The organism is Erwinia pyri (genome assembly GCF_030758455.1).
Classification (GTDB): Bacteria; Pseudomonadota; Gammaproteobacteria; order Enterobacterales; family Enterobacteriaceae; genus Erwinia; species Erwinia pyri.
In genome coordinates this window covers 3,465,643-3,486,670 of sequence record NZ_CP132353.1, presented here as the reverse complement: position 1 = coordinate 3,486,670, position 21,028 = coordinate 3,465,643, and the positions used below count along the sequence as shown (strand labels likewise).

Sequence of the window (21,028 nt, the reverse complement as noted above, 5' to 3'; positions counted from 1 at the left end):
GTGGCGCGCGTCAATTTTTACTCATTCGTTCCGATTTCGCCATGCATTGCTGCATCGCTTCTATTACCGCCGCACGGAATCCTTTCTCCTCCAGTACTTTCACCGCTTCTATTGTGGTGCCGCCGGGAGAGCAGACCATATCCTTGAGCTCTGCAGGATGCTTGCCGGTCTCCAGCACCATCTGAGCCGACCCTTTCACCGCCTGCGCCGCAAACTGATACGCCTGCGCCCGGGGCATGCCACCCAGCACCGCCGCATCAGCCATCGCCTCAATAAACATAAAGACGTAGGCTGGAGCTGAACCACTCACGCCAACCACCGCGTGGATCATATATTCCGGTACCAGCTCTGCCTTGCCGAATCCGCTGAAGATAGCGACGATCTCATCTGCTTCTTCTTTGGTCACCAGCACGTTTGGCGTGACCGACGTCATCCCCTGGTTCACCAGCGCTGGCGTGTTTGGCATCACCCGCACCAGTTTGCGATCGTGGCCCAGCACCGCTGCCAGCGACTCCAGGGTGACACCAGCGGCAATGGAGACCACGACCGTCTCTTTATTCAGGCTGCCCGAAATCTCTTTCAGCACGTTCAGAATCACATTAGGTTTAACCGCACCAAACAGAATATCCGCCTGCTTAGCTACCTCTTCCGCGCTGGAGCCGGGCGTGATGCCGTACTTCTCCTGCATCGCCTGGTTTGTTTCGGGCTTACGGTCGAATACCCAGATGTTTTCAGGCTTAACTTCTCCGGCTGAGACCAGCCCGCCAATAATGGCTTTGGACATATTGCCGCAGCCAATGAAGCCGATTTTCTTTTCCACGGTAGTGCTCCCTGTTTCTGTCAGTTTTTCATTGGGTTCTAGCTTACGTCATTCCCCACCGTAATCCACCTTCAGCTAAGCTTAAGCGACTAAAGGTGTAAGGAGTGAGGGCGTATGAATCCTGACAGAGAAGATGAAGAGCGCAGTCGTGACTACCCGATCCAGGAAAATATGCACTGGCAGCGCGTGGAGTGGCGTATCCAGAAAATTGGCAGCTTCCTGCTCTTCGCACTGGTGATACTCGGTGCCTGCGGACTCTTTTCTAAAGGCTTTCTGAGCGATGGCGTGGTCACCTCTTCAGACGGCGCGCTGCGCGTGGAGTATCAGCGTTTTGGCCTGCGCGACAGCGATATCGCCATGGCCATCCGGGTTAAACCTCCTCATCACGATCGCTTCACCTTGACGCTGAGCGGCGAAGAGATGGATAACTTCCAGATCCAGTCTCTGCAGCCGCAGCCGCAGCAGGCGGTGAGTAAAAGTAACAGCCTGGTGCTGATCTACTCCTCATCAAGCTTTAAGGATGGCGCTACCGTCTGGATTGGATCTCAGGCGCAGGAATTTGGGCGCTATCCCGTTACGGTCACGCTTGACGACGACACCAGCGTGCACTTTACCCACTGGATTTATCCTTAAGGAGCCAACATGGAGACAGTATTACGCGCGGTCAGTATGTATCTGGTGCTGATGGTAGTGCTGAAGGTTGCCGGGCGGCGAACGCTGCTGGAGATGACCTCCTTTGATCTGATTTTACTGCTCATTATCAGCGAGGCGACCCAACAGGCGCTGCTGGGCAATGACTTCTCGGTTACCGGTGCTTCTCTGACTATCATCACGCTGATCGTAGTGGATATCCTGTTCGGCATGCTGAAGTCCCGTTTTCCCCGGCTCGATATGCTGATTGACGGTGTTCCGCTGATTCTGGTAGAGAACGGGCGTTTTTTGCCGGAAAGAGCGAGAAAAGCGGGGATTTCACAAGATGACATCATGAATTCCGCCCGCAGTGCGGGTGGCCTGGAACGATTGGATCAGATTAAATTTGCCATTCTTGAAAAGAACGGCAAGATCTCCATCATTCCCGTAGCCAATGAATAAGGAAAATGGCGATGCCAATCTGGGTGGATGCCGATGCGTGCCCGAAAGTAATCAAAGAAGTACTCTACCGCGCTGCCGACCGTGCGCAGATGAGCGTCACGCTGGTAGCCAATCAGCCGCTTAGCGTGCCGCCTTCGCGATTTATCACTACTCTGCAGGTCCCCGCTGGCTTTGATGTGGCGGACAATGAAATTGTCCGGCGTGCCGAAGCGGGCGATCTGGTGATCACGGCGGACATTCCGCTGGCGGCTGAAGTGATGGAGAAGGGTGCCATTGCGCTGAATCCTCGCGGCGAGCGCTACAGTGAAGCCACCATCCGCGAAAGGCTGACGATGCGTGACTTTATGGATACCCTGCGCGCAAGCGGCGTACAAACCGGGGGGCCCGCCACGCTGAATCAGCGTGACCGGCAGCAGTTTGCTAACGAACTGGATAAATGGTTGCAGAACCAGAAGAAGAAGTAGAGCAAACGGGTGGGGAGCCCCACCCGCCAGGCGACTTACAGAAAACTGTCGTCGTCGCCGAAATCATCGTTGTCGAAACCATCCGTGCCAAAGCCGCCAAAGTCGTTGCCGTTATCCTGCTGGAAACCCGCATCCTGACTGGCAAACTGGCCATCATTCCCGTTGAAGGTATCGAGATTATTATCAAAGCTCTCCTGCGGCATCGCCGGTTCATTGATGATATTAACGATCTCTTCCGGCTGAGAGTGGTGGAACATGCTGGTCAGCATATCTGCCATCACTACACCACCGGCAACGCCGACTGCGGTTTGCAGGGCGCCCCCCAGGAAACCACGCGTAGCTGAAGGCGCGGCGGCCTGCTGCGGGGGAGCATAAGCTGGCTGCTGTTGCGGCGGAGCGCTGTTCCACGCCGGCTGCTGCGGCTGGGCAGGCTGTTGCTGACGCTGATTACCGCCGCCAAACAGGTTAGAGAGGAAACTGCCGCTGCTCTGCTGGGGCTGCTGCGACTGTGCCAGCCTGGCTTCCAGCTCGCTCACCCGGTTGTTGAGCTGCTTCAGGGCGGCTTCCTGAATCAGAATCGATTGCGCCATATAATAGGGCGCTCCCGGCTGCGCCTGCAGCTGCTGCTGAATCAGTTTCTCTGCCGCTGCATCACGAGGGCCGGATTGCGTTTCCGCCTGTTTTAAACGGCTGAACAGACTTTCAATGAGTTGTTGTTCCTGGTTCTGCATGAGGCTTACTCCGATACGGATGATAACTACTATATTGGGGCCAGCCGCCGGAAAGTAAACGCGCTTCGGGTAAGGAAATGTTGCAAGCTGCGTCCGCCTTCGCTATCTATGTAAAGTAAATTTTACGGTATTTAACTTTTTGATAAATAATCTTTTTATACAACCTCAGCCGGGTGGAGGTGTAAACAAAAATGGACTACTGGTGGCGGGATTAAATTATCGGTATGATGCGACGCAAAGTTAATCACTATCTGCCAGCCGCCGTGGAGCCCCCGCGACGTGAAGGCTGAGGACCTGCAGGTTATGTCGTTACCCCTTTATCTGATTGGCGCACGCGGCTGCGGAAAAACCACCGTTGGCCAGGCACTGGCTGATGCGCTGGGTTACGCCTTCAGTGATACCGATCGTTACCTTCAGGAGATCACGCAGCGTACCGTGGCTGAAATTGTCTCCACTGAAGGCTGGGAAGGGTTCCGCCAGCGTGAAACGCTTTCATTAAAAGCCGTAACGGCGCCCGGCACGGTGATCGCCACCGGCGGAGGCATGGTGCTGGCGGCGGAAAACAGAAAATTTATGCGTGAGCACGGGCAGGTGATCTATCTGCATGCGGAAGCGAGCGTTCTGGCCGCGCGGCTGGAGGCTTATCCTGAGCAGGCACAGCGTCCGACGCTGACAGGCAGACCCATCGCTGATGAAATGGTTGACGTGCTGGCTGCGCGTGATGCGCTTTACCAGCAAGCGGCACATTATGTGATCAACGCCATGCAGCCTCCTGAAGGGGTGGTGGAAGATATTATCACCATGCTCTCTCTGGCGCGTGCCAGCTAACGTTTCTGGCAAGCGCACCAAACTCCGCGAGGTTTATCTCAGGATTTTCCTGTCTTTGTCTATACTTAGTGTTACATCAGCTTGTCCGGGCGTTTCCGCTGGGCAGATTGTTTCATTCTGACTAAGGAGAGATTTATGGCAGGTAGACCGCCCTATCCACGCGAAGCTCGAATTGTTCCGGTAAAAAAAGGCACCACTGAAGAAACCGTGACCCGGTATGAACTGCGTGCCGATCACCCGAGAACGGATACCCTTATCAGCGAGCATGAAACGGAGCAGGAAGCGCAGGATGCTAAAGCCCGGTATGAGGATCAGGAAAAAGAGTGATCCCGGTCTGGCAGGGAAGCCAGGCAAGAATGCCTGAGATTAGTGCTTGACCCGATAGCTGCATCATCATATTTTTTTTCACTGCCTTAAACGTTGATTCCCGCAGAGTAAAGCTTTAGCTCTCCCTTTAAGGATCCAACGGTTGCACCCGCTGAAAAAGCGACTTACGCGGAAAGTAAAACGATGAAACACTCACTTGCAGCGCTCACTTTGGGCCATGCAGCACGCAGCGATCTCCACCCCCTTTTACTTGAACACCTGCCCGAAGAACAGATTACGCACGTCGGCCTGCTCGATGGCCTGACGGCAGAGGGGATCGCCCGGCACTATGCGGCGACAGAGAATGAAAAAGTGGTGATGACGCGTCTTAACGATGGGACGCATGTGGTGCTTTCGGCTGAAAAAGTTGAAGTGGCACTGCAAAATCAGATCCGCGAGCTTGAACGGCAGGGCTTCGAGACTATTCTGATGCTGTGCAGCGGACAGTACAGCAACCTCTTTACCGACAGCGCTATTCTGCTTGAACCTTACCGTATTCTGCCGCCGCTGGTCGATGCGATAACCGATGGGCACCAGGTAGGGATTGTGGTGGCCAGGGAGGAGTATATTGCTGAGCAGGCACGTAAATGGAAAAGCCTGGCGCAGCAGCCCCATTTTGCCGTGGCCAGCCCGTGGCACCACAGCGATGACGACCTGATAGATGCGGCGCTGCTGCTGCAGGAGCAGGGCGCAGATGTCGTGGTACTGGACTGCCTGGGCTACCATCAGCGGCACCGTGATTTTTTACAGAAATTGTTGGGAATCCCCGTGCTGCTGTCCAATGTGCTGATAGCCAAACTGGCAGCGGAACTGCTTGTGTAAACGAGACCTTCCCGGCCCTTTACACTGTTCTGTTTTCTCTGAATTTAAGGATGCTTATATGCTCAACGTCAGTGAGTACTTCGACGGAAAAGTGAAATCAATTGGTTTCGACAGTGCCAGTACCGGGCGCGCCAGCGTAGGCGTGATGGCGGAAGGCGAATATACGTTTGGCACGGCCCAGGCGGAAGAGATGACGGTGGTCAGCGGGTCGCTGAAGGTGCTGCTTCAGGGAGAAACGGAGTGGAAACTCTATGAACCGGGCCAGATCTTTAACGTGCCGGGTCACAGCGAATTCCATCTGCAGGTTGCGGAGCCTTCCTCCTACCTTTGCCGTTACCTGAAAGACTAATTACTTTTTGCCTCGCGGCAGACCCGGCTACCATGCTGTAGCCGGGGAGTTGACGCATTGAATGACGCAGCGGTTAACGCTGCGCTTCGCCACCTAATGCTTCAACGGTATTGCTCACCAGCGCGGCCAGTTCGCTGGTCATCAGAATAAAGTCTGCATCAAACCGCGCCTGAACATCGTCGCGATCGATATCGTCATTCTGTTCACGCAGCGTGTCGGCAAACTTCAGGCGTTTCAGCGAGCCGTCATCAGAGAGCAGTAGCTGTACGCGCTCCTGCCAGTCCAGCGCCAGTTTGGTCACCAGCTTGCCCGCTTCGATATGGTTGGCAATCTCATCACAAACCAGATCCTGCTTCTTGCAGCGGATCACGCCGCCATCTTCCAGCAGCGCTTTCAGCTCCGCTTCATCCATCAGCGCAAAGCCCGCAGGCGTTTCACCCGAGCGAACCCATTCGGTCATCGTCAGCTCGATAGGACTTTCCAGCGTCAGCGGCACCACCGGCAGCGAACCCAGGCTTTTACGCAACAGCGCCAGCGTATCTTCCGCTTTTTTGGCACTGGCGCAGTCAACCATAATCAGATTATTGACGGTATCGATCCACACGAAGGTCTGGTTAAAACGGCTGAAGGCACGCGGCAGCAGGCTGTGCAGCACCTCATCTTTCAGTGAGTCTTTCTCTGTCTTTTTTAGTTTGCGCTGCTGCTCAGCTTCCAGCTTGCTGATTTTAGCCTCCAGCGCCTGTTTGATCACCGGCGAAGGCAGGATCTTCTCTTCCTTACGTGCGCAAATCAGGATTTGACCGTTATTAACGTGGGTCAGCGCATCGCCACGCGGACCCATCGGCGACACCCAACCGGTTTTCGCCATATCCTGGCTGCCACAGGGAGTGAAAGTGAATGCCTCAAGCTGTTTTTCCATTTCATCCACCGCCAGCGGGATCTCGCGATTCAGACGATAGACCATTAAATTCTTAAACCACAGCATTATGCTTTCCCTCTCTGGCGCGCATCAGGCGCGCTAATTTTAAGTCAGCGCGCATGATAGCGAATCGGCGGCGGCGTTTCATTGCCTTTCCGCCTCTGGCCTTCTAAGGTAAAAGAGAGACCGTTAAATAATGAGGAATAACAAGTGCGTATCGGGATTGATTTAGGTGGAACGAAAGTTGAGGTGATCGCGCTTGCGGAATCAGGAGAGACGCTGTTTCGCCACCGTGTTGCCACCCCGCGCGATGATTATCAGCAGACGTTAAAAGCGATTGCCGATCTCGTGACGCTGGCGGAAGAGAAAACGGGTGAGCGGGGCAGCGTAGGTATAGGCATTCCCGGTACGCTGTCGCCCTTTACCCAACGGGTGAAAAACGCCAATTCAACCTGGCTGAATGGTCAGCCGCTGGATAAAGATCTGCACAAACTGCTCAACCGCGAAGTCCGCATCGCCAACGATGCCAACTGCCTGGCAGTCTCGGAAGCCATTGATGGCGCAGCCGCAGGTCAGCAGACGGTTTTTGCGGTGATTATCGGTACCGGCTGCGGAGCCGGGATCGCTTTGCAGGGCCAGGCGCACATTGGCGGCAACGGCAATGCGGGCGAGTGGGGGCATAACCCCCTGCCGTGGATGGATGAAGATGAGCTGCGCTACCGTGAAGAGGTGCCGTGCTACTGTGGCAAACAGGGCTGTACCGAAACCTTTATCTCCGGTACCGGCTTCGCCATCGATTACCATCGCCTGAGCGGAGTGGCGCTTAAGGGCGCAGAGATTATCAGGCTGCTTGAGCAGCAGGATCCGGTAGCCGAGCTGGCGATGAGCCGTTATGAGCTGCGCCTGGCGAAAGCACTGGCACAGGTAGTGAATCTTCTCGACCCCGACGTGATTGTCATGGGGGGCGGCATGAGCAATAACGACCGGCTTTACCAGACTGTGCCGCAGCTGATGAAAAAATGGGTCTTTGGCGGGGAGTGCGAAACACCCCTGCGTAAGGCCGCCCATGGCGACTCCAGCGGCGTCCGCGGCGCTGCCTGGCTCTGGCCGCAGGCGTAATCCCAGGTCGGACGGTTCACCACTGGTGAGAGCGGCGATCCCCTTTGCAACCGCCGCTCTGTAGAGTCTGCCCGGCGTAATCATTTTTCTACGCCAGACGTTGTTATCAAAGGGAGCTTCCGCCGCCCGTTATTGTTACTCGCCTGTCAGCATAGCGTCACGTGGGGCGCTGTCACGCTGGTTTCTGGTCATCAGGAAGTAAATATAGCCAGCCACCATAAAGGCTATGAAAAGCGCGCCGATGACCGGGTTAAACCAGAGCATCGCAATCAAACAGACCAGCGCCAGCACCAGCGCAATACCCGGCACAATCGGGTAGCCCGGCGCCCGGAAGCTGCGCGCCATCTCGGGTGCGATGCGGCGCAGCCTGAACAGGCTCAGCATGCTCATCAGATACATCACGATGGCGCCAAATACCGCCATGGTAATCATCGCTGCCGTCAGCGTCATGCCCTGCAGATTAATCCAGCTGTCGCTGAAGATTGCCGCTATGCCAATCAGCCCACCTGCAATAATCGCCCGGTGAGGCGTCTGGAAGCGGGAGAGTTTTGCCAGGCCCGCAGGTAAATAGCCAGCGCGGGAGAGGGCAAAGAACTGGCGGGAATAGCCGAGAATAATGCCGTGGAAGCTGGCAACAAGGCCGAACAGGCCGATCCAGACCAGCATATGCATCCAGCCAGAGTTTTCACCCACCACCATTTTCATCGCCTGCGGCAGCGGATCGTTGATATCTGACAGCTTGCGCCAGTCGCCCGCGCCGCCCGCCAGCAGCATCACGCCGATAGCCAGGATCACCAGCGTCAGAATACCGCTGATATAGGCTTTGGGGATCGTCCGTTTCGGATCTTTCGCCTCTTCCGCCGCCATCGCTGCCCCTTCAATCGCCAGGAAGAACCAGATAGCAAATGGGATGGCGGCAAAAATACCGGAGAGGGCAGGCATACCGAAGTGCTCGCCGCCCGACCAGCCGTTGGCGGCGAAGTTCGCCACGCTGAAGCCCGGCGCCACCACACCCATAAACACCAGAAGCTCAAGCACCGCCAGTACGGTGACCACCAGTTCAAACATCGCCGCCAGCTTCACGCCCAGGATATTCAGCGTCATAAAGATGACGTAGGCGCCCACGGCGGCATATTTGGGGTTAAGCTCAGGAAACTGCACGTTGAGATAAGCGCCGATAGCCATGGCGATGGCGGGGGGCGCAAAAACGAATTCAATCAGGGTAGCCATACCGGCGATCAGGCCACCGGTCTCGCCGAACGCACGACGGCTGTAGGCAAAAGGCCCACCGGCATGGGGGATCGCCGTGGTCAGTTCGGTAAAGCTAAAGATAAAGCAGGTGTACATGGTGGCGATCAGCGCGGTGGTCACCAGGAAACCCAGCGTTCCCGCCACGCCCCAGCCATAACTCCAGCCAAAATATTCGCCGGAAATGACCAGACCTACCGCAATGCCCCACAGATGTATTGTGCCCAGGGTGGGCTTCAGCTTGCCTGTCATAGTGATATCCCCGTGATGAATTTTATTGTCAGTCGATAATGCAGCCGGGGCCGGGGGGAAACTTGACGCGGGCGTAAGGAATTTTGTGCTCTGCTGTCAACTCAGCGGCAAGAAAAGCGCCGGATGCACGCTACAGTCAAAAGAGGGTCGTCTGCGGTCAAGCGGTGCAGGCCTGGCGACGCCATGCTGGTAACACAACCGGCGCTAACCTCTCAGGAGCCAGACTATGACTGCCACACAATATGATGACCTGGATAACACCGCGCTGTTTACGCTTGCGCAGCAAGCGGTCGCCCGCTATCCCGCTTCGCTGCAGGGAACGCTGAGCCTGCTTTGCCGCTCAGAGAACGCCACGTTTCTGCTGGCGGCGGAAGGCAAACGTTATGCGTTACGGCTGCATCGGGGCAACTATCATGCGCGTGCGGATATCGAAAGCGAGCTGCACTGGCTCGACGCGCTGCGGGAAACGGGGATCGTCGTCCCTGAAGCGGTGGCGGATAAAGAGGGTGAAACCGTCCAGACGCTGCTGTTGCCGGACGGCAGCAGGCGCCACGCCGTCCTGTTTCACTGGATTGAGGGCGAGATGCCCACCACGGAGGTTGATCCCCGTGCTTTTCAGCAGCTGGGCCATATTACCGCCCGGCTGCATCAGCACAGCAGAAGCTGGCAGAAGCCTGCCGGTTTCCAGCGTATTATCTGGGATCATCACAGCATGGTCAGCCCGCAGAGCCACTGGGGAGACTGGCGGGATGCGCCCAATTTACGCCCTGAGGATCGTCCGGTTGTTGAAGAAGCCATTGGCCGCGTGGGTGAAGATCTGCAGGCGTTCGGCAAAGATCCTGCCCATTACGGCCTGATCCATGCCGATCTGCGCCTGACAAACCTGCTGCTGCATAAAGGGGAAACGCGGGTAATCGACTTCGACGACTGCGGCATGGGCTGGTATCTGCACGATCTTGCGGCAGCGATCAGTTTTGTGGAGCACCATCCCCGTGCAGCCGAATGGATCGATCACTGGATCAGGGGCTATGAGCAGGTGGCGCATATCAGCGATCGGGAGATGGCAAGGGTGCCCACCCTGTTGATCCAGCGGCGGATCCAGCTGCTGGCCTGGGTGGGATCGCACGCGGAGACGGAGATGGCGCAGAGTCTGGGGCCTCACTGGGCCGATCACTCCGTGCGCCTCTGTCGCCGCTATCTGGAAACCAGCGACCTGCCCGTGGGGGCCTGATTGGTATGATTATTGCTGCATAAGCAGGGTGTGTTCCCCTGCCGAGGCGATGATAATGGAAACCGGAGTGATCAAACAGCCTGATATGGCGACGGCGCTGCAGGCCAGCGTCGCCAGTAATCGCGGCGTGCTGGCCGCTGCGGCCAGCGGCTTAAGTGATTTTATCAGTGACAAAGGTGGCGATGTCGATCGGATTTTCGGAGTAAGCGGCATCGATCCTGAACTGCTCGCCAGCCCGACCCTGAGCCTGGGGCTGATCAATTATTGTCGCGTCATGGAGGAAGCGGCGCGCTGTTCGGGATTTGATAACTTCGGTTTACATTACGGCAAGCAGTTTAAACCGCAGTCATTAGGTCTGATCGGCTATGTGGGTCTCTGTTCAGGCACGCTGGAGCAGGCGTTACATAACGTGGTTAACGCTTTTCCCTGGCATCAGCACGATACGCTGACCCGCCTGGCCAATAAAGGCGACTGCTGGCGGCTGGATTATCAGGTGCGCCACGGCGCGATCCTTTGTCGGCGTCAGGATGCTGAGCTGACGCTGGGTATGTTTATGAATCTGATCCGCCACGTCGCTGGCAAAAACTGGGCGCCGCGTGAAGTGCATTTTGAACATCCACGACCTTCTCAGTGGCATGAGCACTGCAAAGTATTTGATGCGCCTGTCTATTTTGATCAACCCTTTAATTCGCTGGTTATCCCTAAGCGCGATCTGATGCGGGCCATGCCGGAGAGCGATCCCATGCTGCTGATGGTGATGCAGGACGCCATCCGTCGCCTCAACAGCACCACCTCACAGCAAAATATTGTCGATCAGGCGCGCGCTCAGGTTCATCTGGTGCTGCTGAAAGGGGAACCGGTACTGGAAGAGGTGGCGGAGAAAATGGGGCTGTCGAGCTGGTCACTGCAACGCCGTCTGCGCGACGAGAACCTGAGTTTTACCGCGCTGGTGGACAAGGTTCGCTGCGAGATGGCGACACACTATCTGCAGCAGCGTCAGCTGCCAATCTCTGAAATGGCGCTGCTGCTGGGCTATTCAGAGGTGAGCGCCTTTTCCCGCGCTTTCCGCCGCTGGTTTGGCATCAGTCCGCGGCAGTGGCGTCAGCATGAAAAGGCGGGTTAACCGCCTGGTTTGAAATCCAGTATCATACTTTTTGGTATGCCTGGCGGCGGCGGCGGCAAATTTTCTGCCGAGCTGACCGTGCTCCAGGCTTTCTTGCACAGCCGTTCATCCCCTGAGGTGCTCTGGACATCGTAGTGCCCCTTTTCGTTGTAACGAATGGTCAGGATGCATTCGCGCCCCGCATACTGCTCTGAATCATAAAAATTACGCTGAATGCCGTACTGCAGCGCAGCGAAATAAAGGCAGTCAGAATGGGTAAATCCCGCTGCCGGCTTCACGCAGGCTTTTTCCGCATTCGCCTGTATCTCCCGATCCCCGGGCGGAGGCAGTTTAGGATGACGCGGGGAATCTGGCATCTGGCAACCTGCAAGAGAGAGCATCAGCACGCCCCCGATCAGACTCTTATTCCGTTTAGCTGAACGCATTTTATTATCCAAATTACTAAAGATTATTTAATGTCAGCCGATAGTCTACAGAGTTAGCTTTTCGCTGACAGATTATTCCAGCACTCACAGGCTATTTATCGATCGCCCACCTCGCCATTGAGCAGTTGCCATAATAGAACAGATTACTTAGTAACGGAAATAAACTATTTTCCAGGCAGAATGAATGATTAGGTTAATAACAAGAAGTTTGTTTTATTTCTGCCGCTGAGTTTAGCGGGCTGCCGAAAATGTAAAATGGGTGCGGGATTGTTTTTACTTTATTCATGGATAAGAAATGAAAAGCCATTATCACCTTGTTGCTTTGACGTTACTCAGCAGCGCTGTTCTCAGCGGCTGCGCCACCGAATCTTCCCGCTCTATAGAGGCTCCGCAGGTCACTGCCGCCAGCCAGCCTGCTTATCAGGGCGTGAAAAGCCCGATCGCGGTAGGCAAGTTTGATAACCGCTCCTCCTATATGAACGGAATTTTCTCCGACGGCGTGGATCGTCTGGGCAATCAGTCCAAAACCATTCTTATTACTCATCTGCAGCAGACCGGCCGCTTTAACGTGCTGGACCGCGCCAACCTTGAGGAGCTCAAGGCGGAAGCGGGCTACAAAGGCAGCGCACAGTCCATTAAAGGCGCCAACTACGTCGTCACCGGTGATATCACCGAGTTTGGCCGCAAAGAGACAGGCGACCAGCAGCTGTGGGGGATCCTGGGTCGCGGAAAAACGCAGGTCGCTTACGCCAAAGTGAACCTGAATATTGTCGATGTCACCACCTCTGAAGTGGTTTATTCAGTTCAGGGCGCAGGGGAATATGCGCTTTCCAATCGCGAAGTGATCGGTTTCGGCGGCACCGCCAGTTACGACTCGACGCTGAATGGCAAAGTAATGGATCTGGCGATCCGCGAAGCGCTGAATCATCTGGTCAGCGGAATTGAATCGGGCGCCTGGCGCGCGGTTAAATAAGAGAAGGAGAAAGAGATGCGCGTTATTAAATATACTCTGGCAGCGGCTACGGCGCTGTTATTAACGGCCTGCGCCGGAAAATCGACCACCACCTATTACTGGGGCGATTACCAGCCTTCTCTGTACAGCTATTACCAGCATACGGCAGCGCCGGAAAAAGAGATTGAAACGCTGAATGCTGTTATTCAGCAGGCACACGCCAAAAATAAACCCGTGGCGCCAGGGCTGCATGCCCAGCTGGGGTTACTCTATGTGGATACCGGCCACCCTGACCTGGCTTTCCAGCAATTTACCGCTGAAAAAACCGCTTTTCCTGAATCTGCGGGCTATATGGATTTCCTGATGCGTAACAAGCAAGGAGCACAACAATGAAGAAAATCTTAGCAATTGCCGCACTGCTGGCGGTGGTGACGCTGACCGGCTGCGCCAAAAAAACGCCTTATGACTACTCGGCTTTCCGCGAAAGCAAGCCCGCTTCTATTCTGGTACTGCCGGCTGAAAACCATACGCCGGATATCAACGCCGCGCACAGTTTTACCTCGCTGGTCACCCAGCCTCTGGCGGAGTCGGGCTACTATGTTTTCCCGGTAGCGGTGGTAGAAGAGACCTTTAAGCAGAATGGATTGAACAACGCCACGGATATCCGCTCCGTGAGCGCTGCGAAGCTTCGCAGCATCTTTAATGCGGACGCGGCACTCTATATTGATATCACCGATTACGGCACAAAATATATTGTGGTCGACAGCGTGACGCAGGTGTCGGCAACCGCCAGACTGGTGGATCTTCGTACCGGGAAGCAGATCTGGAGTGGCCTGGCCACCGCTACCGACAACGAGCAGAACAACAGTAACCAGGGCGTCATCGGGATACTGATCGCCGCTGCGGTGAAGCAGATAGCCAGTAACGTCAGCGACAGTGCGCATAAAATTGCTTTCGTCACCAGCAACAGATTACTGACTGCTAACAGCAACGGCGGCATCTTGCCTGGCCCGCGTGCGAAGGCAGCAAAAATCTGATCCGCAGGGCGCCTTTATGGCGCCCTGATCTCTCTCCTGCACGCTGAGTCTGCAAAACCCTGCGGGCGGCTTTGGCCCCGTGAGACTGGCGGCTCTGAAAATGGCCGCCAGCCGCACTCTGCTACTGCGCTTACGCGGTTGGCGTCTCCAGCTTGCTGTAACCCAGTCCGTTAACTTTCCTGACCTTAATCTGCACCGGGATGCGTTCCTTCATCGCCTCTACGTGGCTGATCACGCCGATGGTTTTCCCGCTGGCATTCAGCGCATCCAGCGCATCCAGCGCGCTGTCCAGCGTGTCGGCATCCAGCGTGCCGAAACCCTCATCAAGAAACAGCGACTCTATTCTGGTTTTATGGCTGACCAGATCGGAGAGCGCCAGGGCAAGCGCCAGGCTGACCAGGAAGCTTTCGCCGCCGGAAAGCGTACGGGTATCGCGCAGCGAATCTGCCTGCCAGGTATCGACGACCTGAAGCTCCAGCGCCTCCTGCGATTTACGCTGCAACAGGTAACGGCCATGCAGGCGGTTAAGCTGGTTATTTGCCAGCCAGACCAGATGATCCAGCGTCAGGCCCTGCGCGAACTTACGGAACTTATCGCCGTCGCGCGAGCCAATCAGCTGGTTCAGGTAGCCCCACTCTTCAACCTCTTTTTCATTGTCCGCTATCTGACTCAGCAGATCCTGCTGCTGACGACGACGGGCGGCATCACTGTTGAGCTGCTGGCGCGTCTCCCCCTGCTGACGGGCATTTTCCCGCAGCTGCTGCGACAGGCTGGCAACAACTTCACTCAAACCTTCTGGCTGTTCCGGCATATCTTCTGGCGTGGCCCGGACAAGATTTTCCAGCGTCTGCTGCGCCTGTTGCAGCAGCACGGCAGCTTGCTGGCGCCGCTGCTCATGCTGTTTCTGTAACGCACGCAGCCGTAGCATCGCTTCCTCATCAAGCAGCGCCCCGATAAAGGCCGCTTCATCCGGGAAGGGGCTGGCTGAGAGCGCTTCGGCCATCGTCTGCTGAGCCGTTTTCAGACGTTGAGATAGTGCAACAGCGTGTTCATTTAGTGAGTTATGCTGTCCGTTCAGGGTATTTAACTGGCCTTGTAGCGTCTGCCAGCGCTTAAGGCAGGTTTCGCTGCTGTCAGCATGCTGTTTTGAGCGGGCGCGGAGTTGTTGCTGGACCTCCACGGTATCCCGTTCGCCAAACAGCGTGAAGCGCTCTTCCCTGAGTTTTTCCAGCGACTCGCGATCGGTTTTAAGCCGCTGTTCCAGCAGCGTCAGTCGGTTCTGCTCGCTGGCTATCTCTTCCGTCAGCGCCTGATGCTGGGTCACCAGCGTGGTGAGCTGGGGAAGGAGGTCAGTTAGCGCCTGCTCCGCTTTTATCCATTGCTGCCACTCATTTTCACGCTCTGCAAGCCACGACTCCTGCTGGCCCGGTTGCGGCAGCGTTAACCCCGCTTCATGAAGAGAGGTCTGCAACAGGTCGCGCTGCTGGTTAACGCTCTTCTGCTCCTGCGCCAGCAGGCCTTCCTGCTCCTCCAGCGCCTGTTGCGCAGTAAGCAGTTGCTGACTGGTCAACTGCTGCTGCTGCTGCAAAGTCATCAGCGCATTTTGCTGCTTTGTTACGGCATCTTTATGCTGCTGCAGCTCGCGCGCGCTCTGCTGCAGGCTGTGCAGCAGCGACTGCTGCTCTGTTTCCAGCCGCTCCTGTTCTGCCAGCCACGCCTGCGTTTGTTCAGGTTGCTCGGGCGTCAGCGTAAGGGCGAGGGCGGTGATAATCGTCTGCCACTGCGTGCGTAACTGCCCGGCTTCCCGCCGATCCTCATCTGCCGCCTGCTGCTCTTTTTCGGCCAGTGCCTGCAGGTTTTTCAACTGCTCGCGCTTCGCTGTGCCCCGATCTTTCAGCTGCTCAACTTCGGCTCTCAGCCTGGCCAGACGCTGCTGGTTTTCTGAGAGTTCAAGCGCCTGGTAATCCGCCACCGCCGGGTGCTCGCAGGAGCCGCAGAGCGGACAGGGCTGCCCGGCTTCAAGCAGGGCGCGCTGCTGCTCCAGGCTGGCGATCCGCTGCTCCAGTTCACAGCGCTTTTCCAGATCCTGAAGATGCTGATATTTCTCTTTCCAGTCGTTGCGCAGCGCGGCCAGCTGCAGCTCTTCCTGCTGCTGCTGCTTCAGGCTCTCCTGCTGGCTGGCCTGCTGGCGTGCCTGGCGGGCCGCAAGCTGTTGCCACTGTGCAGAGAGCAGAGCCAGCTGCTGCCGCTGTGGGCGCTGCTGGCTGAGCCGCGCCAGCGACTGCTCCAGCTCGCTTTCTGCATGCCGCTGCCGCTGCGCCGCTGCGCTCTTCTCCGCTCCGGCGAAGCGTGCCTGCGCCTGCTCCAGCAGCTGTTGCTGCGGTCTGGCCTGTTGCTCCGCCTGCAGAAGCTGACGCTGAAGCTGGAGAACGCTGTTTCGCTGCTCTTCCGTTCGCGTTTGCCGGACTTTCAGCGCCTTCTCGCTCTGCTGCTGCTGCTCAAAGCGAACGCGCCACAGCGGCAGAGATTCTCCCCAGCGGGCAAAATGCGGATGCTTTTGCTGCCATTCCCGGTGGAGCTGCTGCTGTGCCTGCTTGTCAGTTTGCGCCTGCTGATTTTGTTGCAGCACAACCTGACGGCGTTTGAGTGATTGTTGGTACTCACTTACTTCTTTAGCCAGCCCCTCTGTCTGCTGCCTTATTGAGGCGATGCGGTTATCCAGCGGCAGTACCCTGTCGGCAATCAGCGTCTCCTGCTGCAGGCGATACGCCTCATGCTGTTGACGCGCGTCATCGGCGACTTTCAGCTGTTGGGTACACTCCTCAAGCTGTTGCTGCGCCAGCGCTTTTTGCTGCGAAAGCTGCTGTTGCTGCCTCTCCAGCTGCTGCCACTCCTGCTGATACTGCTCGCGCTGCTGCCAGAGCGGGCGCACCTTTTCTGCTGGCTCTGCCTGGGTGAGACGGGAGAGTTCTGCACCATCCTGCTGCCAGGCGATTTCCGCCTGCTGGCTGGCCTGTTCCGCGCCTTTCACGGCCTGCTGGGCAGCCTGATACTGCTGCTGCCACTGCCATAAAAAATGGTGCCGCTGATGTTGCGAAGTAAGCACCTGCTCCGCTGTGATCAGTTCATCCAATTGGGTTGTGAGTTGTAAGAGCTGCTGCTCTTCCAGCAAGGCCATGCCGCTCGCCTGCGCGCGCAGGGTATCCAGCGCCGCTTTAGCCGTTTTATGGCGTTCAAACACGCTGGCGGAGAGACGGCCATAAATTTCGGTGCCGGTCAGCTCTTCAAGCAGCTCCGCGCGGCTGTTGGCGTCGGCGTTCAGAAACGCCGCAAATTGTCCCTGTGACAGCATCATCGACTTGGTAAAGCGCTCAAAGTCCAGGCCGGTGAGGGCGGTCAGCATCTCCAGCTTATCCTTGACCTTGTCGGCAACGATTTTATTGTCTTCGCAGCGGGCCAGCTCTACGCGCGGCGCCTGCAGGTTACCCTCTACTGCGCCACGCGCCCGGTTCTGGCTCCAGAATGCCCGCCAGGCCACCCCTTTTACCTCAAATTCAACCTCTGCCAGACATTCGGAGGTGTCACGCGTCATCAGATCGTTCTGCGACTGCGAGAGCTTACCCAGCCTTGAGGTCTCGTGATAAAGCGCCAGGCAGATGGCGTCGAGCAGTGTGGTTTTGCCCGCGCCCGTAGGCCCGGTAATGGCAAACAGGCCATTGCTGGCGAAAGGTTCGGCGGTGAAGTCGATCTTCCACTCCCCCTTCAGGGAGTTGAGATTTTTAAAACGCAGCGTCAGGATCTTCATGCCTGCTCCTCATCATCTATCTCGGCCAGCGTCTGTTTAAACAGCGTGGTAGCGCGAGCCAGCCGTTCCGGATCCTCATGCTCCTCAAGCGCCAGTCGGCGACTGAACACCTCCTGCGCGCTCAGCTCGCTCAGCGTCTCATTATTCTGACGGTTAATGACCTGCTCACGCTGCTCCCGGCTGCGACGCAGTAGCACCACCTCCACAGGCAGCTGCTCCGTCAGCTCCTGAATACGACGCTGCAGATCGTTCAGCCAGGCATGGGTGGAAATTTCGATATCGAGCCACACGGTTTTGCCATCTTCACGCGGCAGGATCGCCGCAAGCTGCTGCTCAATCTCTTCCAGCGAGCCTTTGATCATCTGCATGGGCTGAAAGAGCGGGATCGGCAACGCTTCAACGTTACTGAGCCTGCCTTCGGCAAAATCGACCAGAAAGACGCTTTTCTCACGGCCCAGCTCATCAAAGCTGAGCGGAATAGGGGAGCCGCTGTAGCGGATATGATCGCTGTCAGCAATGCGTTGCGCACGATGGATATGCCCCAGCGCAATGTAGTCTGCTGGCGGAAAAGCCTGCGCCGGAAAGGCATCAAGCGTGCCGATGTAGATATCCCTGACCGCATCACTTTTGGTGACGCCAACGGTGGTCAGATGGCCGGTGGCGATAATGGGGAGCGGCAGATTATGCTGTTCACGCACTACCAGTGCCGCCTGCCAACAGCGCTGGTAGTGCTGGGTTATCGCCTCCAGCAGCGTCAGCTGTTTTTCCCGCCCAGACTGGCCTGCCCTGCTGAGGGTAATGTCGCGCGGCCGCAGGAAAGGGATCGCACAGAGCAGCGCGCCGGGCTTGCCTTCGCGCGTGTTGAGCATCAGCACCTGCTGCGCGGGATCGTCACTGGCTGCGGCAATTACCCGGGTATTAAGACAGGCGAGCAGCTCGCGGGATTCGTTCAGCGTGGCCACAGAGTCATGATTTCCCCCCAGCACCACCAGCTCACAGCCGGTTTGCTGCAGCTTCACCACAAAACGGTTGTAGAGTTCACGTGCATAACTGGGCGGCGAACCCGTATCGAAGATATCACCCGCAACGATAATGGCGTCCACCTGCTTTTCCACCGCCTGTTCCAGCAGCCAGTCAATAAAAGCCTGATGTTCCGGAGCGCGGCTTTTGGTGTAAAAGAACTGGCCCAGATGCCAGTCTGACGTGTGGAGTATTCGCATGGGATCCCTCTGAGGCGCAAAGCAGTGCCGACGATTATAAACAGCCCTGCGCAAAACCCCAGCCGCTACCTTCATAAAAGTGTTATAAATCGGCGGGCTGGGGGCTCTTTTTTTCATAAAACTGTCATAAAACTGACGCATAATGGCGCCGCATATCCAGTGGCATTCCGTCACAGTAGCAGGAGCAATAATGGCTAAGCGCATTCTGGTAGTCGAAGATGAAGCCCCAATCCGTGAGATGTTGTGTTTCGTTCTGGAGCAAAATGACTATCAACCGATAGAAGCGGAAGATTATGACAGTGCGGTCAGTATGCTTATCGAACCCTGGCCTGATTTGATCCTGCTGGACTGGATGCTGCCGGGAGGATCGGGCATTCAGTTTATTAAGCACCTGAAGCGTGAAGCGATGACCCGGGAGATCCCAGTGATGATGCTCACGGCGCGTGGCGAAGAAGAGGATCGCGTTCGCGGTCTGGAAGTGGGGGCCGACGACTATATTACCAAGCCATTTTCGCCGAAAGAGCTGGTGGCGCGGATTAAAGCGGTGATGCGCCGCATCTCGCCAATGGCGGTGGAAGAGGTTATTGAAATACAGGGATTGAGCCTCGATCCCTCTTCGCACCGCGTGATGTCTGAGACTCAGCCGCTGGAGATGGGGCCGACAGAGTACAAGCTGCTGCACTTCTTTATGACGCACCCGGAGCGGGTCTACAGCCGCGAGCAGTTGCTTAATCATGTGTGGGGCACTAACGTGTACGTCGAAGATCGTACCGTTGACGTCCATATTCGCCGCTTACGCAAGGCGCTGGAACTGACCGGGCACGATCGCATGGTGCAGACGGTTCGCGGAACAGGTTACCGTTTCTCTGCACGTTACTGATCGTTCGCACTGGAGCCTTTACCGTGTTGGAACGCCTCTCCTGGAAGAGACTGCTGCTGGAGCTGCTGCTGGCCTGCCTGCCTGCCCTGATTTTGGGGCTGCTGGTAGGCTACCTGCCCTGGCTGCTGCTGATCGCCGTGTTGGCCGTAATGGGCTGGCACTTCGCTAATTTACTCCGTTTGTCCCACTGGCTCTGGATCGATCGCAGCATGACGCCGCCAGCCGGTCGCGGAAGTTGGGAGCCGCTCTTTTATGGCCTCTACCAGATGCAGGCGAGAAATCGTCGGCGTCGGCGCGAGCTTGGCCATCTGATTAAGCGTTTCCGCAGCGGAGCGGAGTCGCTGCCCGATGCCGTGGTACTGACCACCGAAGAGGGAACCATCTTCTGGTGCAACGGGCTGGCGCAACAGATGCTGGGGCTGCGCTGGCCGGAGGATAACGGTCAGAACATCCTTAACCTGCTTCGTTACCCCGAATTTACCCGCTACCTCCGCCAGCGCGATTTTACCCGACCGTTGACCCTGGTGCTTAACAGCCATCGCCATCTTGAATTCCGCGTGATGCCCTATTCAGAAGGGCAGTGGCTGCTGGTGGCGCGCGACGTGACGCAGATGCATCAGCTGGAAGGCGCCCGCCGTAACTTCTTCGCCAACGTCAGCCATGAGCTGCGCACGCCGTTAACGGTGCTGCAGGGCTACCTGGAGATGATGAATGACTCCGTCATGGAGGGGCCGCTGCGGGATAAAGCGCTGCATACGATGCAGGAGCAGACCCGCCGCATGGATGGGCTGGTTAAACAGCTGCTGACGCTCTCCCGTATTGAAGCCGCGCCAGCGCTCGATCTGCAGGAAAAAGTCGACGTGCCGTTAATGCTGAAGCTGTTGCAGCGTGAAGCAGAAACCTTGAGCCAGGGGCGGCACGAAATCCATTTCCACAGCGATCAACATCTGCGGGTTTTCGGCAACGACGAGCAGCTGCGAAGCGCCATCTCCAACCTCGTTTATAACTCGGTTAACCACACGCCGCCCGGTACACGCATTGATATCAGCTGGCAGCAAACCCCGCAGGGCGCGCTGTTCAGGGTGAAGGATAATGGTCCGGGCATTTCGCCTGAACATATTCCCCGCCTGACGGAACGTTTTTATCGCGTGGATAAAGCGCGTTCACGGCAAACCGGCGGCAGCGGGCTTGGCCTGGCCATTGTGAAACACGCGTTGAGTCACCATAACGCCCGTCTCGATATCACCAGCGAGCCGGGCGTGGCGACCTGTTTCAGCTTCATCCTGCCGCCAAGGTTGATTGTCAGCCGCGAGTTGGCTCAGAATGCGGTTCGTTGATCGAACCG

At 56.8% G+C, this 21,028-nt stretch carries 22 protein-coding genes; 15 read left to right on the top strand and 7 right to left on the bottom strand.

Annotation, left to right across the window (positions count from 1 at the left end):
* Positions 1-10: 10 nt before the first annotated feature.
* Entirely contained in the window at positions 11-820 is an 810-nt protein-coding gene (proC, locus tag Q3V30_RS16580) for a pyrroline-5-carboxylate reductase (protein WP_306207553.1), read from the bottom strand.
* Positions 821-934: 114 nt separating this feature from the next.
* On the opposite strand from proC, the gene Q3V30_RS16575 reads away from it, so the two are divergent.
* From Q3V30_RS16575 to Q3V30_RS16565, 3 genes are read left to right on the top strand one after another with little or no spacing between them, the layout of a single operon-like run.
* Entirely contained in the window at positions 935-1,453 is a 519-nt protein-coding gene (locus tag Q3V30_RS16575) for a hypothetical protein (protein WP_306207551.1), read from the top strand.
* Between the two features lie 9 nt (positions 1,454-1,462).
* Positions 1,463-1,912 carry a DUF421 domain-containing protein gene (locus tag Q3V30_RS16570; RefSeq protein WP_306207548.1) on the top strand — a complete coding sequence of 150 codons (450 nt, stop codon included), beginning with the start codon at positions 1,463-1,465 and terminating at the stop codon, positions 1,910-1,912.
* 11 nt (positions 1,913-1,923) lie between these two features.
* Complete coding sequence (locus tag Q3V30_RS16565; RefSeq protein WP_306207546.1) at positions 1,924-2,376, top strand: YaiI/YqxD family protein; 453 nt, start codon at positions 1,924-1,926, stop codon at positions 2,374-2,376.
* 35 nt (positions 2,377-2,411) lie between these two features.
* On the opposite strand, the gene Q3V30_RS16560 is transcribed toward Q3V30_RS16565, so the two are convergent.
* Positions 2,412-3,107, bottom strand: coding sequence for a DUF2076 domain-containing protein (locus Q3V30_RS16560; RefSeq protein ID WP_306207545.1), 696 nt, complete (start codon positions 3,105-3,107; stop codon positions 2,412-2,414).
* 303 nt (positions 3,108-3,410) lie between these two features.
* On the opposite strand from Q3V30_RS16560, the gene aroL reads away from it, so the two are divergent.
* The 4 genes from aroL to ppnP all read left to right on the top strand — a co-directional run bounded on the left by aroL (position 3,411) and on the right by ppnP (position 5,472).
* Positions 3,411-3,935, top strand: a complete 525-nt coding sequence (gene aroL, locus Q3V30_RS16555) for a shikimate kinase AroL (RefSeq protein ID WP_306207543.1) — start codon at positions 3,411-3,413, stop codon at positions 3,933-3,935.
* A gap of 135 nt (positions 3,936-4,070) precedes the next feature.
* The gene (locus Q3V30_RS16550; RefSeq protein ID WP_306207541.1) at positions 4,071-4,262 is read left to right on the top strand and encodes a YaiA family protein; all 192 of its coding nucleotides are present in this window, start codon (positions 4,071-4,073) and stop codon (positions 4,260-4,262) included.
* 183 nt (positions 4,263-4,445) lie between these two features.
* The gene (locus Q3V30_RS16545; RefSeq protein WP_306207539.1) at positions 4,446-5,123 is read left to right on the top strand and encodes an AroM family protein; all 678 of its coding nucleotides are present in this window, start codon (positions 4,446-4,448) and stop codon (positions 5,121-5,123) included.
* Between the two features lie 58 nt (positions 5,124-5,181).
* Complete coding sequence (gene ppnP / locus Q3V30_RS16540; RefSeq protein WP_306207537.1) at positions 5,182-5,472, top strand: pyrimidine/purine nucleoside phosphorylase; 291 nt, start codon at positions 5,182-5,184, stop codon at positions 5,470-5,472.
* Positions 5,473-5,545: 73 nt separating this feature from the next.
* Here ppnP and rdgC read toward each other — a convergent pair whose 3' ends face one another.
* Positions 5,546-6,457 carry a recombination-associated protein RdgC gene (gene rdgC, locus Q3V30_RS16535; RefSeq protein ID WP_306207535.1) on the bottom strand — a complete coding sequence of 304 codons (912 nt, stop codon included), beginning with the start codon at positions 6,455-6,457 and terminating at the stop codon, positions 5,546-5,548.
* A 144-nt stretch (positions 6,458-6,601) separates the two neighbouring features.
* Between rdgC and mak the strand changes: the two genes are divergently transcribed.
* Positions 6,602-7,510 (top strand): fructokinase, encoded by a 909-nt coding sequence (gene mak / locus Q3V30_RS16530; RefSeq protein WP_306207533.1) that lies wholly within the window; start codon positions 6,602-6,604, stop codon positions 7,508-7,510.
* A 135-nt stretch (positions 7,511-7,645) separates the two neighbouring features.
* Here mak and eat read toward each other — a convergent pair whose 3' ends face one another.
* Positions 7,646-9,010, bottom strand: coding sequence for an ethanolamine permease (gene eat, locus Q3V30_RS16525; RefSeq protein ID WP_306207531.1), 1,365 nt, complete (start codon positions 9,008-9,010; stop codon positions 7,646-7,648).
* Positions 9,011-9,236: 226 nt separating this feature from the next.
* On the opposite strand from eat, the gene Q3V30_RS16520 reads away from it, so the two are divergent.
* Both Q3V30_RS16520 and qhpR read left to right on the top strand, forming a co-directional pair.
* Positions 9,237-10,241: a phosphotransferase enzyme family protein gene (locus tag Q3V30_RS16520; RefSeq protein WP_306207529.1), complete on the top strand. Its 1,005-nt coding sequence runs from the start codon at positions 9,237-9,239 to the stop codon at positions 10,239-10,241.
* Positions 10,242-10,326: 85 nt separating this feature from the next.
* Positions 10,327-11,364, top strand: coding sequence for an AraC-like transcriptional regulator QhpR (gene qhpR / locus Q3V30_RS16515; RefSeq protein ID WP_306213230.1), 1,038 nt, complete (start codon positions 10,327-10,329; stop codon positions 11,362-11,364).
* On the opposite strand, the gene Q3V30_RS16510 is transcribed toward qhpR, so the two are convergent.
* Positions 11,361-11,789: a cell envelope integrity TolA C-terminal domain-containing protein gene (locus Q3V30_RS16510; RefSeq protein ID WP_306207527.1), complete on the bottom strand. Its 429-nt coding sequence runs from the start codon at positions 11,787-11,789 to the stop codon at positions 11,361-11,363. The genes qhpR and Q3V30_RS16510 overlap by 4 nt on opposite strands.
* A 295-nt stretch (positions 11,790-12,084) precedes the next feature.
* On the opposite strand from Q3V30_RS16510, the gene Q3V30_RS16505 reads away from it, so the two are divergent.
* Genes Q3V30_RS16505 through Q3V30_RS16495 form a run of 3 tightly spaced genes read left to right on the top strand, consistent with a single transcriptional unit; the run spans position 12,085 to position 13,778 of the window.
* Positions 12,085-12,762 (top strand): CsgG/HfaB family protein, encoded by a 678-nt coding sequence (locus tag Q3V30_RS16505; protein ID WP_306207525.1) that lies wholly within the window; start codon positions 12,085-12,087, stop codon positions 12,760-12,762.
* Between the two features lie 15 nt (positions 12,763-12,777).
* Positions 12,778-13,134, top strand: coding sequence for a DUF4810 domain-containing protein (locus Q3V30_RS16500; protein WP_306207524.1), 357 nt, complete (start codon positions 12,778-12,780; stop codon positions 13,132-13,134).
* Positions 13,131-13,778, top strand: coding sequence for a DUF799 domain-containing protein (locus Q3V30_RS16495; protein ID WP_306207522.1), 648 nt, complete (start codon positions 13,131-13,133; stop codon positions 13,776-13,778). The genes Q3V30_RS16500 and Q3V30_RS16495 overlap by 4 nt, the downstream gene beginning before the upstream one ends.
* Positions 13,779-13,908: 130 nt before the next feature.
* Here the strand turns inward: Q3V30_RS16495 and Q3V30_RS16490 are convergent, their stop codons facing one another.
* Both Q3V30_RS16490 and sbcD read right to left on the bottom strand, forming a co-directional pair.
* Positions 13,909-17,583 carry an AAA family ATPase gene (locus Q3V30_RS16490; RefSeq protein ID WP_306207520.1) on the bottom strand — a complete coding sequence of 1,225 codons (3,675 nt, stop codon included), beginning with the start codon at positions 17,581-17,583 and terminating at the stop codon, positions 13,909-13,911.
* A complete protein-coding gene (gene sbcD, locus Q3V30_RS16485; RefSeq protein ID WP_306207518.1) occupies positions 17,580-18,803 on the bottom strand; it encodes an exonuclease subunit SbcD in 1,224 nt (407 codons plus the stop codon). Before sbcD ends, Q3V30_RS16490 begins: the two co-directional genes overlap by 4 nt.
* Before the next feature lie 190 nt (positions 18,804-18,993).
* Here sbcD and phoB point away from each other — a divergent pair, with 190 nt between their 5' ends.
* The gene (phoB, locus tag Q3V30_RS16480) at positions 18,994-19,683 is read left to right on the top strand and encodes a phosphate response regulator transcription factor PhoB (protein WP_306207516.1); all 690 of its coding nucleotides are present in this window, start codon (positions 18,994-18,996) and stop codon (positions 19,681-19,683) included.
* Positions 19,684-19,706: 23 nt separating this feature from the next.
* Positions 19,707-21,020, top strand: coding sequence for a phosphate regulon sensor histidine kinase PhoR (phoR, locus tag Q3V30_RS16475; RefSeq protein WP_306207514.1), 1,314 nt, complete (start codon positions 19,707-19,709; stop codon positions 21,018-21,020).
* Positions 21,021-21,028 lie beyond the last annotated feature (8 nt).

What these genes read in the sequence shown, in the direction of transcription:
- Q3V30_RS16575 (WP_306207551.1), top strand. Translation starts at nt 935, where the DNA reads ATGAATCCTGACAGAGAAGATGAAGAGCGCAGTCGTGACTACCCGATC.
- Q3V30_RS16570 (WP_306207548.1), top strand. Translation starts at nt 1,463, where the DNA reads ATGGAGACAGTATTACGCGCGGTCAGTATGTATCTGGTGCTGATGGTA.
- Q3V30_RS16565 (WP_306207546.1), top strand. Translation starts at nt 1,924, where the DNA reads ATGCCAATCTGGGTGGATGCCGATGCGTGCCCGAAAGTAATCAAAGAA.
- Q3V30_RS16560 (WP_306207545.1), bottom strand. Translation starts at nt 3,107, where the DNA reads ATGCAGAACCAGGAACAACAACTCATTGAAAGTCTGTTCAGCCGTTTA.
- aroL (WP_306207543.1), top strand. Translation starts at nt 3,411, where the DNA reads ATGTCGTTACCCCTTTATCTGATTGGCGCACGCGGCTGCGGAAAAACC.
- Q3V30_RS16550 (WP_306207541.1), top strand. Translation starts at nt 4,071, where the DNA reads ATGGCAGGTAGACCGCCCTATCCACGCGAAGCTCGAATTGTTCCGGTA.
- Q3V30_RS16545 (WP_306207539.1), top strand. Translation starts at nt 4,446, where the DNA reads ATGAAACACTCACTTGCAGCGCTCACTTTGGGCCATGCAGCACGCAGC.
- ppnP (WP_306207537.1), top strand. Translation starts at nt 5,182, where the DNA reads ATGCTCAACGTCAGTGAGTACTTCGACGGAAAAGTGAAATCAATTGGT.
- rdgC (WP_306207535.1), bottom strand. Translation starts at nt 6,457, where the DNA reads ATGCTGTGGTTTAAGAATTTAATGGTCTATCGTCTGAATCGCGAGATC.
- eat (WP_306207531.1), bottom strand. Translation starts at nt 9,010, where the DNA reads ATGACAGGCAAGCTGAAGCCCACCCTGGGCACAATACATCTGTGGGGC.
- Q3V30_RS16520 (WP_306207529.1), top strand. Translation starts at nt 9,237, where the DNA reads ATGACTGCCACACAATATGATGACCTGGATAACACCGCGCTGTTTACG.
- qhpR (WP_306213230.1), top strand. Translation starts at nt 10,327, where the DNA reads ATGGCGACGGCGCTGCAGGCCAGCGTCGCCAGTAATCGCGGCGTGCTG.
- Q3V30_RS16510 (WP_306207527.1), bottom strand. Translation starts at nt 11,789, where the DNA reads ATGCGTTCAGCTAAACGGAATAAGAGTCTGATCGGGGGCGTGCTGATG.
- Q3V30_RS16505 (WP_306207525.1), top strand. Translation starts at nt 12,085, where the DNA reads ATGAAAAGCCATTATCACCTTGTTGCTTTGACGTTACTCAGCAGCGCT.
- Q3V30_RS16500 (WP_306207524.1), top strand. Translation starts at nt 12,778, where the DNA reads ATGCGCGTTATTAAATATACTCTGGCAGCGGCTACGGCGCTGTTATTA.
- Q3V30_RS16495 (WP_306207522.1), top strand. Translation starts at nt 13,131, where the DNA reads ATGAAGAAAATCTTAGCAATTGCCGCACTGCTGGCGGTGGTGACGCTG.
- Q3V30_RS16490 (WP_306207520.1), bottom strand. Translation starts at nt 17,583, where the DNA reads ATGAAGATCCTGACGCTGCGTTTTAAAAATCTCAACTCCCTGAAGGGG.
- sbcD (WP_306207518.1), bottom strand. Translation starts at nt 18,803, where the DNA reads ATGCGAATACTCCACACGTCAGACTGGCATCTGGGCCAGTTCTTTTAC.
- phoB (WP_306207516.1), top strand. Translation starts at nt 18,994, where the DNA reads ATGGCTAAGCGCATTCTGGTAGTCGAAGATGAAGCCCCAATCCGTGAG.